The organism is Neobacillus sp. SAB-20_R2A, from assembly GCF_049568635.1.
GTDB classification, from domain to species: Bacteria; Bacillota; Bacilli; order Bacillales; family Cytobacillaceae; genus Neobacillus; species Neobacillus citreus.
In genome coordinates this window covers 3528643-3545673 of the sequence record NZ_CP145895.1, presented here as the reverse complement: position 1 = coordinate 3545673, position 17031 = coordinate 3528643, and the positions used below count along the sequence as shown (strand labels likewise).

General features: G+C 41.0%; 15 protein-coding genes. 13 read left to right on the top strand and 2 right to left on the bottom strand.

Translation table 11 applies throughout. The features are described 5' to 3' along the window. Positions 1-27 precede the first annotated feature (27 nt). Both V5M37_RS17130 and V5M37_RS17125 read left to right on the top strand, forming a co-directional pair. Complete coding sequence (locus V5M37_RS17130; RefSeq protein WP_423802641.1) at positions 28-495, top strand: CBO0543 family protein; 468 nt, start codon at positions 28-30, stop codon at positions 493-495. Between the two features lie 79 nt (positions 496-574). Further along, positions 575-1030 carry a CBO0543 family protein gene (locus V5M37_RS17125; RefSeq protein WP_423798380.1) on the top strand — a complete coding sequence of 152 codons (456 nt, stop codon included), beginning with the start codon at positions 575-577 and terminating at the stop codon, positions 1028-1030. A 95-nt stretch (positions 1031-1125) separates the two neighbouring features. On the opposite strand, the gene V5M37_RS17120 is transcribed toward V5M37_RS17125, so the two are convergent. Next, positions 1126-1446, bottom strand: coding sequence for a hypothetical protein (locus V5M37_RS17120; RefSeq protein WP_423798379.1), 321 nt, complete (start codon positions 1444-1446; stop codon positions 1126-1128). Positions 1447-1687: 241 nt separating this feature from the next. Between V5M37_RS17120 and copZ the strand changes: the two genes are divergently transcribed. The 6 genes from copZ to V5M37_RS17090 all read left to right on the top strand — a co-directional run bounded on the left by copZ (position 1688) and on the right by V5M37_RS17090 (position 9124). Then, entirely contained in the window at positions 1688-1897 is a 210-nt protein-coding gene (copZ, locus tag V5M37_RS17115) for a copper chaperone CopZ (RefSeq protein WP_423798378.1), read from the top strand. Between the two features lie 68 nt (positions 1898-1965). Further along, positions 1966-4320 carry a heavy metal translocating P-type ATPase gene (locus V5M37_RS17110; protein ID WP_423798377.1) on the top strand — a complete coding sequence of 785 codons (2355 nt, stop codon included), beginning with the start codon at positions 1966-1968 and terminating at the stop codon, positions 4318-4320. A 219-nt stretch (positions 4321-4539) separates the two neighbouring features. Beyond that, the gene (locus V5M37_RS17105) at positions 4540-5457 is read left to right on the top strand and encodes a hypothetical protein (protein ID WP_423798376.1); all 918 of its coding nucleotides are present in this window, start codon (positions 4540-4542) and stop codon (positions 5455-5457) included. A 187-nt stretch (positions 5458-5644) separates the two neighbouring features. After that, positions 5645-7069, top strand: coding sequence for a PAS domain-containing sensor histidine kinase (locus tag V5M37_RS17100; RefSeq protein ID WP_423798375.1), 1425 nt, complete (start codon positions 5645-5647; stop codon positions 7067-7069). Then, a complete protein-coding gene (locus V5M37_RS17095) occupies positions 7069-7719 on the top strand; it encodes a response regulator transcription factor (RefSeq protein WP_213119199.1) in 651 nt (216 codons plus the stop codon). The genes V5M37_RS17100 and V5M37_RS17095 overlap by 1 nt, the downstream gene beginning before the upstream one ends. A 235-nt stretch (positions 7720-7954) precedes the next feature. Then, positions 7955-9124: a uracil-xanthine permease family protein gene (locus V5M37_RS17090; RefSeq protein WP_423798374.1), complete on the top strand. Its 1170-nt coding sequence runs from the start codon at positions 7955-7957 to the stop codon at positions 9122-9124. A 156-nt stretch (positions 9125-9280) separates the two neighbouring features. Here the strand turns inward: V5M37_RS17090 and V5M37_RS17085 are convergent, their stop codons facing one another. Continuing rightward, entirely contained in the window at positions 9281-9442 is a 162-nt protein-coding gene (locus V5M37_RS17085) for a hypothetical protein (RefSeq protein WP_423798373.1), read from the bottom strand. 361 nt (positions 9443-9803) lie between these two features. Here V5M37_RS17085 and V5M37_RS17080 point away from each other — a divergent pair, with 361 nt between their 5' ends. The 5 genes from V5M37_RS17080 to V5M37_RS17060 all read left to right on the top strand — a co-directional run bounded on the left by V5M37_RS17080 (position 9804) and on the right by V5M37_RS17060 (position 16862). Continuing rightward, positions 9804-9947, top strand: coding sequence for a YrzI family small protein (locus tag V5M37_RS17080; protein WP_423798372.1), 144 nt, complete (start codon positions 9804-9806; stop codon positions 9945-9947). 393 nt (positions 9948-10340) lie between these two features. Next, positions 10341-11048, top strand: coding sequence for an ABC transporter ATP-binding protein (locus V5M37_RS17075; protein WP_423798371.1), 708 nt, complete (start codon positions 10341-10343; stop codon positions 11046-11048). Next, the gene (locus tag V5M37_RS17070) at positions 11020-13506 is read left to right on the top strand and encodes an FtsX-like permease family protein (RefSeq protein ID WP_423798370.1); all 2487 of its coding nucleotides are present in this window, start codon (positions 11020-11022) and stop codon (positions 13504-13506) included. Before V5M37_RS17075 ends, V5M37_RS17070 begins: the two co-directional genes overlap by 29 nt. Continuing rightward, positions 13499-14296, top strand: coding sequence for a hypothetical protein (locus tag V5M37_RS17065; RefSeq protein ID WP_423798369.1), 798 nt, complete (start codon positions 13499-13501; stop codon positions 14294-14296). Before V5M37_RS17070 ends, V5M37_RS17065 begins: the two co-directional genes overlap by 8 nt. Positions 14297-15089: 793 nt before the next feature. Further along, complete coding sequence (locus V5M37_RS17060) at positions 15090-16862, top strand: ABC transporter ATP-binding protein (protein WP_423798368.1); 1773 nt, start codon at positions 15090-15092, stop codon at positions 16860-16862. Positions 16863-17031: the final 169 nt, after the last annotated feature.

Sequence of the window (17031 nt, the reverse complement as noted above, 5' to 3'; positions counted from 1 at the left end):
GTCCAAGTGGATTATGTAAACTATTAGATTGAACATACATTATGGCAATGGGAATTTTGGCTTTCAGCAGCCTTATCCATCATTCCTTGGCTTGTCTGGATCAAACTGCGAAAGCGTGGAAGTGAAGCAAGATTACTTCTAGCCGGAAGTTTTGGCTTAAGTGTAGCTTCTTGGTTAGATTTTTTGGGACTTGTTTTTGGATCCTGGCATTATTCTGGAAGAGTATTGCCTACGATTCCAACGTTTTTACCTTGGGATTTTACCTTAATTCCTGTAACGCTTATGCTTTGGCTGCAATTTAATCCAAGTCTAAACCCCTTTATTAAAGCTGTTATCTATTCCGCATTGACCTCTTTTATAGGTGAACCTTTTTTTGAATGGCTTGGATTTTATACGACTATAAAATGGAGTGTTTTTTATTTCTTTCCCATTTACATTATCATCTATTTAATTGCTTATCGAATTAGTATAACTAAAAAATTTGATCCTTTATAATACATAGTTTCCATAGGCCATTTGTTATTTCATTTTCAAAAGGGCATAATACCACTGATAGGTGGTGAATCCATTTTTTATGTGGTTCTTAATCATTTCCTCTGTAATATTTAGTGTCTATTCTATTTTTATGCCAAAGAAGTTAACCCGCATTGAAATCTTTTCCACTATCTTCTTTGCGATGACTTTACAAGATAATGTAGATATTTATCTTGATGGTAAATATGACTTGTATGGATATTTTACTAAGGGGATTCAATGGAAAACATTAATAGCAATTATTGGAATATACCCAGCCGTAACCACCATTTTTCTAAATTATTATCCATTTAAAAAACAATGGCCAAACAAATTAGTATACATTATCGTTTGTAGTGGATTTGCTGTACTTTACGAGTACATGGCGGTCAAATCTGGTTACTTTTACCATAATGGTTGGACTTATACGTACTCTGCTTTATCATATCCGATTCTGTTCTTTATCCTAGTTATTGTTTTAAAAATTGTTCGAAAGCTAGTTAGAGAATCAATCTAATTTTAAAGAATGCAAAAAAACAGCCTGTATCCAAATCAATGATACAGGCTTAATCTATTGTCCATAAATCTATAGAACTTTAAGGTCCATCTTCTTTAAATTTTAAATTCCATCCCGTTTTCTATATAGATTGTGTTTTGTAATCCGGTGTGGTTTATCAGATATTCAAATATGTTTTTTGCAGTGCTTCTGATTATCACACTCAAACCTATGGTGTCGAACACGCGTGCATAGCAGCGGATTATCAACGTATTATTTTCTGTTAACAGATGAAAATAGACAGTTTCCTTCAGTTTTTTCGAAAAACAGTGAATAAATAAATACTCCTCTGTTGGTTCTATCCCTTTTATTAAAAGGTCTTTTTGAACGATTCGTTTTATTTCCTCCATTTGCTTCTCTGAAAAATATATTCTCATTCCTGGTTCACCATCTTATTTTTGATCGGATTCCATCCCTTTTCATTATACGAAAGTACGAGTTCAACTGTCACCATGAGCAATCTTTCCTAAGTAGTTGCTCTGCTTATTTTCCGAAAAATTCCTTGCAGGGATTCATCAAAATCCTGCGGGGTGACCCAGAAACATTGCGGTTTTACCAAGCGGCAACTCCTATACAATGATAATGTCAAATGATTTATTCCAAAAGGAGAGATGGAAAATGGATCGGATTACATTAGCAGTAAAAGGGATGTCCTGCCAGCATTGCGTAAAGTCAATTGAGGGAAGCGTCGGTAACATGGAGGGTGTCAATAAAGTAAAAGTTAATTTAAAGGAAGCCAATGTGGCGGTCGTGTTCGATTTGGCTCAAGTAAGCCCAGAACAAATTAAGGAATGCATTGAAAGTCGCGGATACGAAGTCTGCCGTTAGGATAAGTCCTACTACTTTATGAGGTCTCTGTTAAACGGGGTGAAAAAATGTAGGAAAGGGACGAAACTATGAGCATGAAAGAAGCGAACTTGCAGATAATCGGGATGACTTGTGCGGCCTGCGCGGCAAGGATAGAAAAAGGTTTAAATAAGATAGATGGGGTATCCAAGGCAGTAGTGAATCTGGCAATGGAAACAGCCACAGTGGAATATCATCCTTCTATGGTTCAAGGCCATGACCTTATTCAAAAGGTTGAAACGCTGGGCTATGGAGCTGAAATGAAACAAGAGGCGGGAGCAGGCAAGGTTGATCCAAGAGAGCTGGAGCTGCAGCAACAAAAAGGCAAGTTCCTGTTCGCCATGCTGCTGTCGTTTCCAATGGCCCTGGTCATGTTCGCCAATATGGCGAAAGTTCCGGATACATTAGGCATTCAGGCTTTCTTTATGAATCCATGGGTGCAGCTGATTTTGGCTGCACCTGTACAATTACTGATTGGCCTTCAGTTTTATCGGGGTGCATATAAAGCATTGCGGAGCGGCGGTGCTAATATGGATGTTTTGGTGGCGCTGGGGACATCGGCGGCTTTCTTCTATAGTTTATATGTTTTGATACAATCTTATGGAACGGGCGCCTCGATGCTGGAAGTCTATTTTGAGACGAGTGCAATTTTAATTACCCTGATTATTTTAGGAAAGATTTTTGAATCAAGCGCAAAAGGTCGTACCTCTGAAGCCATCCAAAAGCTGATGCAATTACAGGCGAAGCTGGCGGTTGTGGAAAGAAACGGCCAAGAGCTGGGGGTTCCGCTAGAAGAGGTTGTGGTAGGGGACATTTTATTAATTAAGCCTGGAGAGAAGGTTTCGGTGGATGGAGAGATTATTGAAGGCAGAACCGCTTTGGATGAATCGATGTTGACTGGTGAAAGTGTTCCGGTAGATAAAACGATCGGGGACACGGTGATCGGCGCTACCCTCAATAAAAACGGCTTCATCAAAGTTCGTGCCACTAAAGTGGGAAAAGACACGGCTCTTGCTCAGATTATCAAAATTGTTGAAAGTGCACAGGGCTCCAAGGCTCCAATCCAGCGCTTGGCTGATCAAATTTCTGGAATTTTCGTTCCGATTGTAATCGGGATTGCTATCCTAACTTTTCTAATTTGGTATTTCTGGGTGACACCAGGTGACTTTTCCGGTTCCCTTGAAAAATTAATTGCCGTTCTTGTGATCGCCTGCCCATGTTCATTGGGGTTGGCTACACCTACATCGATTATGGCCGGTTCGGGCCGTGCGGCTGAGTTTGGAATCCTCTTTAAAGGAGGCGAACATCTGGAGAGGGCTAGCCGACTAACCACGATTGTTTTAGATAAAACGGGAACGATAACCAATGGTAATCCTGTTCTAACCGATATTATAGTGGATGGAAAAGTTAGCGAAGAGGAATTTTTATCGGTGGTCGCGGCTGCCGAGAAACAGTCGGAACATCCGTTGGCACAAGCGATTGTTCATGGGATTCAAGAAAAAGGAATTTTAATAGAGGATTGCATTGATTTTGAAGCTATACCGGGGTATGGTGTTAAAGCAAATATTGAAGGAAGAGAAGTTTTAATTGGAACCCGCCGTTTTTTAGCAGAGCATCACGTTTCTTTTGAGAAAGCTTTAGCAAAAATGAAGAACTTGGAACGTCAGGGTAAGACTGCGATGCTGGCTGCGTTTGATGGAGAATATGTTGGAATTGTTGCAGTCGCAGATACAATTAAGACAACATCGAAAAAAGCAGTGAAACGCCTGATAGACCTAGGATTAGAAGTGATCATGATTACGGGGGACAATAAAGAGTCAGCACATGCGATTGCTAAACAGGCAGGAATTCACCGCGTTCTCGCTGAGGTACTACCTGAAGGAAAGGCTGAACAAGTGAAGAAGCTTCAGGACCAAGGGAAAATCGTGGCCATGGTTGGGGACGGAATCAATGATGCACCCGCTTTGGCAGTTGCCGATATTGGCATGGCGATCGGAACTGGTACGGATGTGGCGATGGAGGCGGCGGATATTACCCTGATGCGTGGGGATTTAAATAGTATTGCAGATGCCATTCATATGAGCAAAAAGACGATGCAAAACATTAAGCAAAACTTATTCTGGGCGTTTGCCTACAATACGGTCGGCATTCCTGTCGCTGCACTCGGTTTTCTCGCCCCATGGCTGGCGGGTGCGGCTATGGCATTTAGCTCTGTATCCGTGGTATTAAATGCCCTCAGGTTACAAAACGAACAGTTGAATACCGAGGAGGCTGCATTTTCTCCAAAAAGATGGCTGATACCGGCTTTGCTGTTACTAGTGGTACTGTTTGGTGGTTATTTTATCTATAACAATTTATTAGAGGATGCAGGAATACAGAAGTTAGTGGATGTGATATTGCGGTGAAATTTCTTCAATTACTATTTGGAGCTTGCGAATGGTCCCGGAAAAAAGGATCCGCAAGCTTATTTTTTTCTGACAGTTGCTATTTTTCTAGCGGAAGCTAACAAAAACTTTGCGGGGTGATTCGATTGATTTGCGGTTTGAAGTTATCCATTTAGCAGTATGCTAAGAACATACCAATTGGAAGAATTTATCCATTCAACATTATAAGGAGTGAAAGAAATGAGAAAATGGGCAATCGCAGGCATGCTTTATGTAACCATTGTCATTGTTGGTTTTCAGGCATATGACAAATGGTTCGCAGATGAAAAGAGTACAACTGCGCAGGCAGGAATGCAGGATATGGGAAAAATGAAAAACAAAGATAAGAAGGATAACATGGAAACCATGGAGGATATGGGGAGTTCAGATCATGGTAGCGAGGCAGCGGAAACGGGTGCTCATGGGGAGGAAGGAAGCCATGGCCATGACGGGGGTTCTTCACATAGTGATGGCAGCCAAGTAAATGCGTTTGTTTACAATGATAAAGACAATATTAAAATTTATTTAAAAGATAAGGCAGGAAATCCGATCGATGATTTAGAAGTCAATCATGAAAAAATTCTTCATTTGATTATTGTCGACGAACAGCTTCAGAAGTATTACCATTTACATCCCGAGCGAACAGGTAAAGGTGAGTTCACGATTGGAAAATTACTTCCTGAAGGGTATTATAAGGCATTTATCGACATTAAGCCTAAATCTCATGCTTATGCAGTAGAACCAGTTCCATTTGTGGTTGGTTCACCAGTTGTAAATACGGCTGCACATGGTCATTCATTAGTTCCAGATACTGGTTTCACCAAGATTGTCGATGGGGAAAAGGTTACAATGACCGTCAGTTCTTTTAAAGCAGGGGAGAACGTTAAACTTTCCTTCGACCTTGACAGAACCAATTTGACTCCATATTTAGGAGCAATGGGCCATGTGGTGATACTCGATGAATACGGCAAGAAATTTCTCCATGTGCACCCGTCCAATGATACGGAACCGATTTTTGAAACTACATTTAGTAAGCCTGGCATCTATAAAATATGGGCTGAATTCCAACAGAATGGTAAAGTACGAGCATTTCCGTTTGTGATTGAAGTGACGGAATAATAAATAGAATGTGAACCATGTGGAGGGGGAGGGCAGGCTGGACTCTCCCTTTCGTTAGTGCTGTGAAGAAAAAAACAAAAAATCTAGGAAGTGCACGAAAAGAGTCCAAACACGCAAGAATTTTGCGGTTCGAATAAAGAAGTTTCAGTTAAACTAAGAATAAGAGGAGAAATTAGGTGGTGCTTTTATGGATAACAACCAGCAATTTTTTCAAACGATCCTCAATCATACAAGTGACGTACTCATGATTGTGGATCGAAATCGTCACATTATATTTATTACACCAAATGTTTATGAGTCTCTGGGTTATAGACCTGAAGAGCTGCACAATCGAGACGGATTTGACATTCTTCATCCTGAGGATAAGGAAAATATGCTGCAAAGGCACCATAACCTGCTGACCTCTAAACAAAGTAATACCTCGGAATATCGAATGATTAGGAAGAATGGGGAAGTGCGTTATGGCGAATGTAAAACCACGCCTCTACCAGATACAGAGAATTATCTTCAAGTGGTTTCGATTAGAGATATTACGGAACGAAAGCGGATGGAACTAGAGCTCGAGTACCACAAGAATCGCCATGAAGTTTTACAAAATAGCCTGAAGAACTTTTCGAATGATCTTTCTTTCGTGATGAAACATGCTGACTTAGAAGAGAGACTAATCAAGGAACTCATAACCATTTTACCAAACTCGAATCCTACCATAATGAAAATTTTTCCAAAAAATATAAATTTGTCATTAGGGAAAATGGAGACGGTCTCTGACAAGGTACTGATTAAAATTGGCGAACGACAGCAGAGCCCATACATCCTGTCTATCAAATCAAGTGCCATTCGGGAACAGATGGAATCCATTTGGCTGGAAACGTTGGCCTATTATTCGATGATGGTTTTTGAAAATTTAAATATGATAGAGAATCTGATCCAGCAGCTGGAAACAGCCACACGTAGTAAGGAAACGCCGCAATGGGTGCTGCGGTTAATGTTTAATCTGCAGGAACAGCAGCGATTGACGTTATCGAGTGATTTGCATGATACGGTTTTGCAGGATCAAATTGACTTATACCGCAGGCTGGAATCTCTTTTGAATCGTTATGAAATAGACAAGGAAGTCAAAACCAAACTTGTTGGGATCGAACAGGGTTTATTGGATATCATTCATGATATTCGGGCGACCTGCAATAACTTACGCCCACCGCTGCTAAGAGAGTTAGGATTAAAAAGATCATTGGAAAATTTGTTCGAGCATGTTCAGATTAGCTCCACCTATAAAATTACTTTTACGTCAGAAGATCTCTCCATGCTTCCGCTAAGCGAGGAGCAGACGATCGGGATTTACCGGATCGTGCAGGAACTCCTTAATCATGCAGAGGAACACTCTCGGGCGAATGAAATAAAATTTGATCTCTACTATGAGGATCATCAATTGAAGCTGGTGTACAGTGATGACGGAGTTGGGCAGAGTTCTTCCTCGGATCATTTGAGGTTAACAAATGTAGAACAAAGAGCGCAAAGTCTTGGAGGCAAGATGGATATCAGTTTGGAGCCGAGATGTGGGTTACTTGCTGCTTTACAGCTTCCGATTAACTTAGAAAGGAGTTTAGTATAATGGTAAATATTTTAATAGTAGATGACCATTTATCCATTATTGAAGGTACCAAAATGCTGTTGGAACAAGAACCGGATTTCAACATTACGGTTGAAAACAGTTCATTGAATGCGATGAATTTAATCAAGCTGCATCATTATGATGTATTGTTGTTCGATTTATACATGCCACACCTAAATGGGCTTGAGTTAGCAAAGCAAGCATTGGCATATAATCCGGATTTGACTGTATTAATTTATACAGGCTTTGATATCAAGCCTCATTTTAATTTGCTGGTTGAAGCAGGTGTTTCTGGTTTTCTTTCAAAAACTTCATCGCGGGATGAGTTAGTTGCAGGAATTAGGAGCGCCTTAAGGCAGCAGGTAGTTCTGCCGCTTTCATTGGTCAGAGAATTAAGAAGACCGGGGATCATATCGGATCAGTCCACTGCCAATGAAAAAGTGGTCCTAACCAGCAATGAAGAACAAATCCTGACAGAACTAGCTAAAGGGAAAAGTACAAGGGAAATCGCCTCGAATTTAGCGATGAGCCAGCGGTCATTAGAGTATAACTTGACCGCCCTTTACCAAAAGTTTGGCGTTCGAACAAGAGTCGATACCATTGCCAAGGCCAAGAAGCTGGGGTTGATTCCTGAGGAAGAATTGAAATAATAACATTCTTATTTGGCGTAACTATTGGAAAAAATAAATAAAAAGCAGTGGATTTCACAATTAAAATCGCACTGATTTTAGCGTGTAATGGGGTTCCTTCGGGAGCCTCTTTTTTGTGTATGAACGTAGCAAAAACAGAAAATACAAAAAGGTAAACAAAAAAGACATAAAATATTTTTTATGCGAATATTTAACATTGAATAGACAAAGGAACTATTAAAGGGGGGAAACAGAATTGAATAATTTTTTAAGAGCAATACCATTGTCGTTACAACATTTGTTTGCGATGTTTGGTGCAACAGTCTTGGTGCCAGCTCTAACCGGCCTTGACCCAGGAAGTGCTCTTATAGCCAGTGGTGTAGGAACCTTGATTTTTCATCTTATTACAGGTGGAAAAGTTCCTACGTACCTAGGTTCGTCCTTTGCGTTTATTGCTCCACTTGCGTTGTATGTGGGAAAGCTTCACTCGCCGGGTCAAGCCGTTGCAGGTCTGATCAGCGTATCTGTTGTTTATGCACTCGTCTCACTAATCATTGCCACAGTTGGCTTTGATAAAGTGCGAAAAGCCATTCCTCCAGTCGTCGTCGGTCCGGTTGTCAGCATTATCGGGCTTTCCTTGGCGACAACAGCTGTCACCAATATGGCCGCGACACATTGGGACGCTGCCATTGTTAGCCTTCTTGCTGCTATCATCGCGACGCTTGCTGGCACGAAGGTGATCCGCCTTTTACCAATTATCATCGGTCTTATCGTCGGTTATGTTTATTCCGCTGTACGCGGGTATGTTGATTTTCAAAACATTGCAGATGCCCCTATTTTCGCGCTCCCTCATTTTGTGATGCCTGAATTCACATGGGTTGTCATCCTTGGTATGGCACCGATTGCACTTGTTACCATTATTGAAGACTTAGGTCATATGTTTGTATTAAACGAGATTACCGGAAAAGAAGTCACAAAAGATCCTGGCTTCGGGCGTATTCTATTGGGTAACGGTCTTGCAACACTTATCTCCGGATTCGTCGGCGGACCCGCGCAAACAACTTATGCTGAAAACCTAGGTGTTCTAGCCATCACCCGCCAGTTTTCCAGCAGGATTATACAAGGCGCTGCCGTCATTGCGATTCTCCTTGGCCTGTTCGGAAAAGTTGGCGCTCTCATCCAATCCATTCCAGTTGCAGTAATGGGCGGCATTTGTATCCTGTTATTTGGTATGATCGCCGCAATGGGGATCCGTCACCTCATTGAGGAAAAAGTAAGCCTGGCAAATATGAAAAATTTGGTCATCGTCGCTATCATCTTCATTATCGGAGTAGGATATGCTCATAACGGTATCGCCTACGCCACCATCGCCGGATTACTCATCCATTGGCTCGTACCCGATTTTAAGACAAAGAAAGAAAGTTAAAAAGAAACATGGGGACGGTTCTTGTGCATCAGTTTACTTGGTCCTAAATCCTATAGCGGTATACATTCTTTGAACCATAATGAAACAAGAGAACCGTCCCCATGAACCATTTAAAGCAGCGGCAGAACCGCTGCTTTTTTAATTCTACCTGTAAAGTTAATCGCGCATGGCTCCCGCCTCACGGGAAGTCATTGCACCTTGTCCTGCACTTACATCTTTTTGAATTTGTTGTTTTACTTTTTGTGCATCAGTTCCGGCAAATTCTGGTTGCATCATGGAGCCCGCATTCCCTTTAGCTTGTTGATTCTGTTGCTGCATATAAATCCTCCTCGATTTTCATTTAACAATCGTATTATTTACATAAAGCACTCGGTAAATCCGCTCTAATAGAGGAGTAGAAAATAAATGCAACAAAATTGGCTGTTTCGACAGCTTTTTTCTTGTGACTGGCATGTGAAAAATAGGTATAAGAAATGGTGCAGTTTAGTGAACTGCGCCATTTCTTTTTGCGATAGAAAACGCGGTAATCTTTAGCGGTTAGGACTGCGGTGACACACGGAAAAAATGCGGCGGTCTTCAAAAAGAGTGCGGTTAGGGAAGCGGCTGAACTGAGTAATATGTGATTATAGAAAACAACAAACAGTGGGATTGGCAAATCCCATTAAGGAGGAAAATTACAATGACATTAAATCTATTATTCTTTACCGTTAGCATAAAAAAACGATTAATCGCACCTGAAGAAGCCCTTCACGATGAAATGGTTGAAAAACTATATGAAGAGCATAAAGATCGGCTAATCTCGAGTCATTATTTGATGCATTAACAAATTGCCAGGAGCTAAACCTGGCAGTTTTTTTTGCCTCATTATGGTAATGCGAAAGTAGCATCGGCTTATCCGACAGTAACGGCCCGTCATGCGACAGTAACGCCAGCCTATTCGCCTGTAATGTTGCCCATCCTGAGAGTAATATCCTGCTATCCGAGAGAAACCGTGCTTTATCCAAGAGTAATGGACCGGTATCCGAGAGAAACCACACTTTATCCGAGAGTAACTAATCGCAATCACTGATAAACTTGCGGGCTGCCGCAAAATCCTGCGGAGGCACCTTAAAAAGAGTGCGGTTACCTCCAAAAAGACTGCGGTTTGGCAACATGCATTCATTACTACAATGAAAGTATAGAAAACACAACATGCCATTAAATGGAGGGAAAAAATATGATATCAGTTTCAAATGTTTCGAAAATGTATACTTTGGAGTCGGGTGATTTTTTTGCACTAAAGGACACAGCAATGCAAGTCCGTAAAGGGGAATTTGTGGCCATCATGGGGCCCAGTGGTTCTGGGAAAAGCACATTGCTGCAGTTACTAGGGGGACTTGATCAGCCTACAACAGGAAATATCGTCGTAGATGGAATTGACTTAACCAAATTGAATGAAAAAGAACGCACATTATTCCGTCGTACAAAGGTGGGCTTTGTTTTTCAAAATTATCAGCTCCTGCCGATGATGACGGTCGGAGAAAATATTGCCCTTTCTCTTACTGCCAACAACACTCCAAAAAATCAAATCAAAACAGTTGTGCAAAAATTGCTGTCAGAAGTAAACCTGCAAGGTAAAGAGTCAGCATTCCCCTCCCAACTAAGCGGAGGCCAACAGCAGAGAGTAGCCATTGCGCGGGCGTTAGCGATGAAGCCAAGTTTAATTCTAGCCGATGAACCTACCGGTAATCTTGACCAAAAAAATGGTGAAGATATTTTAAAGCTTTTATCAAAGCTTAACAAAGAGGAAAAGATTACGGTCGTCATGGTGACACACGACCAACAGGCAGCACAAGTGGCAGATCGAATCATTGTGGTAAGAGATGGAATGATCGTAGAGGAAGGAGGATATCGAAATGAAAAAGTGGCAAATCGCATGGCGTAATTTAATGCGGCGGAAGATGCGGACTTTTCTTACTATGTTATCAATCATAATAGGGGTTGCCTCCACATTTGGTGTGATTGCAGCTGTCAATACGGCAGAAAAAGCCTTTCCTATTTACTTAAAGGAGGCTATAGCAAAAGCGGATTTTAATATTGCCGGAACGGAAGCCTATTTTTCCGAAGATGTTCATAAGCAAATGTCTTCGGGTAAGGATTATGAATCCGTAGCAATGTTAAAGGAAAATACCAAGTTAATTACAAAAGAAAAAGGGATCTCTTCCATCCAGAAACGAGTCGTTCTCACCGGCTATAGCCAGCTTGATACCACAGTTACTGGTTTCAAAGTAATTGACGGTGATTTAAAAGCCAAGGGGGCCGTCATTACGGATCGAACAGCAAAGGTTTGGGGCTCTAAGATTGGCGATACGGTTTCCTTTGATACAGACAAAGGTGTCAAAACAGTTAAGATAACGGCCATTGTTAGATACACAAAAGACTTAATGGGCCCTTCCAGCTGGAATATGGCGAAATATCACCACTGGGCGGTCGCAGTTCCACTCCCAACAGTCCAAGATTGGTTTGATTTAAAGGGAAAAATTCAAGCAATCCAGGTAAAAGCATCAAGCCCTAATCAGCTTGATGCCGTAGAGAATGAGTTGGATCAATTTGTGAAAAACAATACCGGTATTTATATGCAGCCTATGATTATTAACTTTGATACAGCCTTTAAAGATCTGAATACTTTCTTCTTAGCCCTGTATATTGCTGGTTTTCTGGGGATTGCACTGAGTGCCTTCATCATTTTTAATTCGCTCTATGTAAGCATTAAAGAAAGAAGAAGTGAATTTGCCGTGATGAAAACGATTGGTTATACACCTGGACAATTACAGGGTATGGTCCTGACCGAGGTATTATTGGTTGCCATTATCGGAACGGTGTTTGGGCTTACGATAGGATACGGCCTTGCCCATGGATTGAAACTTCTTATCTTCATGGTATATGGAGTACAAAGCAACAATTCCATGGAATTAGCAACCGGGTTGATCGTGTCAATCCTTGCCGGTCTGCTCGTTCCGATTCTTGCCTCCTGGTACCCGATTCAACAGGTTGGTAAGACTAGTGTGATTGATGTGCTAAAAGAGAACAAAGCAAAGCCTAGTGGTCATTCTAAGTGGTTAGGAATCGTCGGGGTCTTACTTATTCTATCAAGTTTCTTTATCAAGCATTTGATTTTAGTCCTGCCGCTTATGATTGGCATCACTTTAGTATTTCCTTATCTTTTTAAACTGTTTAGTTTTGTTCTGAAGGCGTTCTATCGACTTGTATTCAAATTTTCCGGAGACGTTGCGATCCGTAATTTAAATCGAAATATTGGCCGCACTTCCATGACTTCCGTGATTCTATCTCTTGGGATTGCGATGATTGTGTTAATGAGTTCTCTAAATTCTGCCCTACTACAGTCGTATGAGAAAATGATTAACCAATCTTACGGCGGAAATCTCGACATCATGTTCCACCATATTGAGAAAGAGGATCTCGACATTATCAAAAATACAGACGGTGTGAAAGATGCAGCAACATATTCGATGCAGGGAATCGTTTGGAATTTGGATGGCGAGAAGCGAATGCTCCCTGTATACGGGGTGGGGGCTGACTGGATTGACCGGTTCCCGTTGTTTACCGTAGAAGAGGGTTCACACAGTGCATTAATCAAAAGTTTAAAAAACGATGAAATTGTCCTTGATCAGGCGGCCTTTGAAACTTGGGGAGGAAAAATTGGCGAAAGCATTACGTTAGCTACTATTGATGGTGAAAAAACCTTTAAAGTGGCCGCCATGGTAAACACAATGAAAAATAGTGGTTACGGGGCGTTTATGAGTGATGAGAACTTCAAGGAAAACTTCGGTGTGAAATATGAAAGAAATGCGTTAGTCATCAAGGAAACACAAATAAGTCCACTACAATTGAGAGAGAATATTTACTCCAAATTCGGTGGGAGAATTGAGGAAATGTGGGGGCCTGAGGATTGGGTTTCCATGATTGGCGGTACCATTACAGCATCCTTTAGTATGGTGAATGCACTTGTCATCCTAGGTATTATCGTCTCTGGTATTGGGATTGCGAATACCTTGCTGATTAATATTATGGAACGGGTCCGGGAAATAGCGATGATGCGGGCGGTTGGTGTTACGCACCGTCAGATTATCGGGATGATTTTACTAGAAGGGTTTGGAATAGGGCTTGCTGCTACCGTCATCGGAATCCTGTTTGGCATTCTGTTAATCTATTTGACGTCTACGTTTATGCAAGTAAACTCACTAACCTTTGAATTCGGCGTCTCTTGGTTAATTATTGCGATAATAGCTTTGTTTGGGATTATTGTCAGCATTATTTCCAGCATCGCTCCAGCAACCAAAGCAGCAAAAATCAAGTTAAGTGAGGCGCTTCGATATGAGTAGAATCTTGTTGGTGCTGTTCTTGCCGTTGTTATTGCTGTCTGCCTGCGGGGAATCGAATGAATCATGGGAGAATGAGAAAGTTGCGGAAGTTAGTACCCGAATTGTCGCTGATGATGTAAAAGTGGAATGGAAGATTGAAAGTGCAGCGGGTGACGAGAAACGGTTACAACTAAAGATTTTGCAGAATGACGGGAAACCGGTTGATGATTTTGAAATTACGCACGAAAAAATATTGCATTTGATTATCGTCAGCAAGGATTTATCCTATTTCAATCACATCCACCCTGAGTATAAAGGGAACGGTTTGTTTGAGATTACAAATGAATTTCCCACTGGCGGTCAGTATAAGCTTATAGCAGACTTCAAGCCTTCTGACGGCGATTCAATGACCAAAATGGCGTGGGTTGACATTGAGGGAAGTGAAAAGGCTTCTGTCCCTGTCGTGGTTGATGACGACCTTGTGAAAACCGTGGATGGTAATCGAGTAGCCTTAACAATGGATTCTTTCAAGGCAAACAAGGAGCTTACTCTTAAGTTTACAATAACGGACGAAGCAACAAATCAGCCGATTACGGACCTCGAGCCTTATTTAGGTGCGATTGGTCATGTGGTCGTTTTATCCGAGGACGGGGAACGTTATTTGCACGTTCACGCAGTTGAAGGGCAAGGAAGTGGTCCGGAGGCTCTTTTTGAAACAGAATTTCCGAAAAGTGGAGTTTATAAGATTTGGGTACAGTTTCAGAGAGAGAGCCAAGTCTTTACAGTGCCTTATGTGATAAAGGTTGAGTAGGGGTGAAATAGGATGGAGAGGCAGATCGAATAGATTTGCCTCTTTTTATTTATTGGTCCATTCGTTAGGGATTATTGGTGATTTTTCTATAATCTACTAAGGTTTAATTGGTTTAAACCCCCAATACATACCAGGACGTTTAGGTTTGGGAGTTATGATCGGTTCATAACTCCCCAATTACTTGGTAGCTCCTTAGTTGGGTAGATAAGAAGCGTTTATAACTCCCCAGTTTCTTGGCCGCACCATAGTTCGGTAGATAAGAAGCGGTTCATAACTCCCCAATGGTTCGGCCGCGACTTAGATCGGTAGATAAGAAGTGTTTATAACTCCCCAATAGCTCAGCCGCGTCATGGTTCGGTAGATAAGAAGCGTTTATAACTCCCCAATGGCTCGTCAGCGACATAAATCGGTAGATAAGAAGCGTTCATAACTCCCCAATGGCTCAGCAGCGCCATAGTTCAGTAATTAAGGTCGGTCCATAGATTCAATAACCAATTGATTAAGTTAATATTCAGTAATTTAGTATCCTACTAAACAAACAATAACAAATAAGATGGCCTAAATGTTTGCTTGAAAATCCGCGATAGCGGGTTTTTTTCGCATAAAAAGCATCCCCAATAATTTGCGGCAGCACTCAAAAAAACTGCGGTGAAGGTCTTAAAAGTATGCGGTGGAGGTTCAGAAAGTGTGCGGTTAGGAAACTATTAAAACAACGTAGAATGAAATCATCCAATACATTAGAAAACTTCGCTCGATAAGGCCGCTGGATCAATTTTGAAGGGAGTTTGATAAAATGAAAGATTTCAAGTTGTTTTTACCATATGTGAAGCCAGTAAAAGGGTTATACTTGCTAGGATTTGTTGGGAGCATCTTTCGTTTCCTGGTACCGCTGTTTGTTCCATTAATTTTAAAATATATTTTTGATTCTTTGCTGCAAAATGAGCAATTGTCGCGCACGGAAATGCTTGAACAGCTAATGATGATTGGGCTCGGCATGCTGGCCATATTCCTTTTCATCCGAACACCGATGGAATATGTAAGGCAATTTTGCATCCACAAAGCAAATAACAATATTATGAAACATCTTCGAAAGGACGCCTTTAAGAAGGTTCATTCTCTGGATGCGAAATATTTTGTTGATAACAAAAGCGGAGAAATCGCTACACGATTTTTCGATGATATTGAAAAGGTAAAAAGTTTCTTGACAGCCTTCTTTGGGAACATCTGGATAGAAATGATTGTGCTCGTGTTCGTAGTGGCGGTCATGTTGACACTCAATGTAAAATTAACGCTCCTGTCCGTTTTCCTAGTTGGCTTACAATTTATTCTTGCTCATATCCTGTCAAAAAGATTAAAAAAATCAACCCGCAACATGATGCAATATCGATCGGTAATGAGCGGGTTTATTTTTGAAAAAATCCAAGGTGCCTTCCTTTCGAAGTTGTTTGCTTCGGAAAAAAGAGACAAAGAGGAACTCGATCAACACTTAACCCAATTTGACAAATTAACAGATCGGCACGCCAAAATTAATGCAATCATGTTAGCTTTCGTCAATGTTTTAAGTGATATGACACCATTTGTTGTCGCGATAATCGCCAGTTTGTTTGTCATCGATGGCAGTTTATCAATGGGAAGCCTGATTGCCTTCTTTGCCTATGTCGATAAAATGAGAAGTCCGGTTGCAGCTCTAGTGAATGCCTATCCGGCCATTACCGAAGGAAGTGTTGCTTTAAAAAGGATATTTGATTTCTTTGGAACCCCTAAGGCAATTAAAGAAGTAGTTAACCCTGTTCAATTGAAAGAATTTAACGATTACATCGAGCTTAATAACGTGACATTCTCCTATGATGGAAAGAAGAACATAATAGATAATGTTTCGTTGACCCTTGAAAAAGGAAAAACGTATGCGTTTGTTGGTGAAAGCGGCGGCGGTAAGAGCACCATCCTGCAGCTTTTGCTGAGAATGTATGATGTAACGAAAGGCGAAGTGTTAATTGATGGGGTCAATATCAAAGATTACTCAATTGATAATCTTAGAGAGCATATGGGGATTGTCACGCAGGATAACTTTTTATTCAGCACTTCGATTAAGGACAATATTAAGATGGCAAAGCTTGATGCGACAGATGAAGAAATAATCGCTGCTGCCAAAAAGGCTTTTGCACATGATTTTATCTCAGCAATGCCAAACGGCTATGATACAGAAATTGGGGAGAGAGGGGTTAAGCTATCTGGCGGCCAAAAACAACGGGTAGCCCTTGCCAGGATTTTCTTAAAAAATCCTTCGTTGATTTTCTTGGATGAAGCGACCAGCGCTCTGGATAATGAAAGTGAAAAGCTTGTTCAAGAGTCGATTAATCAATTTGATCAAGATAAGACCATCATAATGGTCGCCCACAGACTATCAACGATTTTGAATGCTGATATGATATATGTTTTGAAAAACGGCAGGATTGTAGAAAGTGGAAATCATAAGACCCTGCTAAAAAGAAACGGTTATTACAAAGAACTTTATTCAAAGCAAAATTCGACTGCCGAAGAAGATCTGAAATTGGCAGCTGGCTGAAAACAGATTGGGAAGCGAAATTGGTTGCTTATGTGCAGCCATTTTTTTTCGAAAAAGGTATTTATTACTTGGTTTGCTGGTTCGAGAGGATAAAGACCTTTATATGCGCCCGAACAATTCAAGGGTTTGCAAGTTCAGGAGTATATATCCTCTATATGAGCCCGAATGC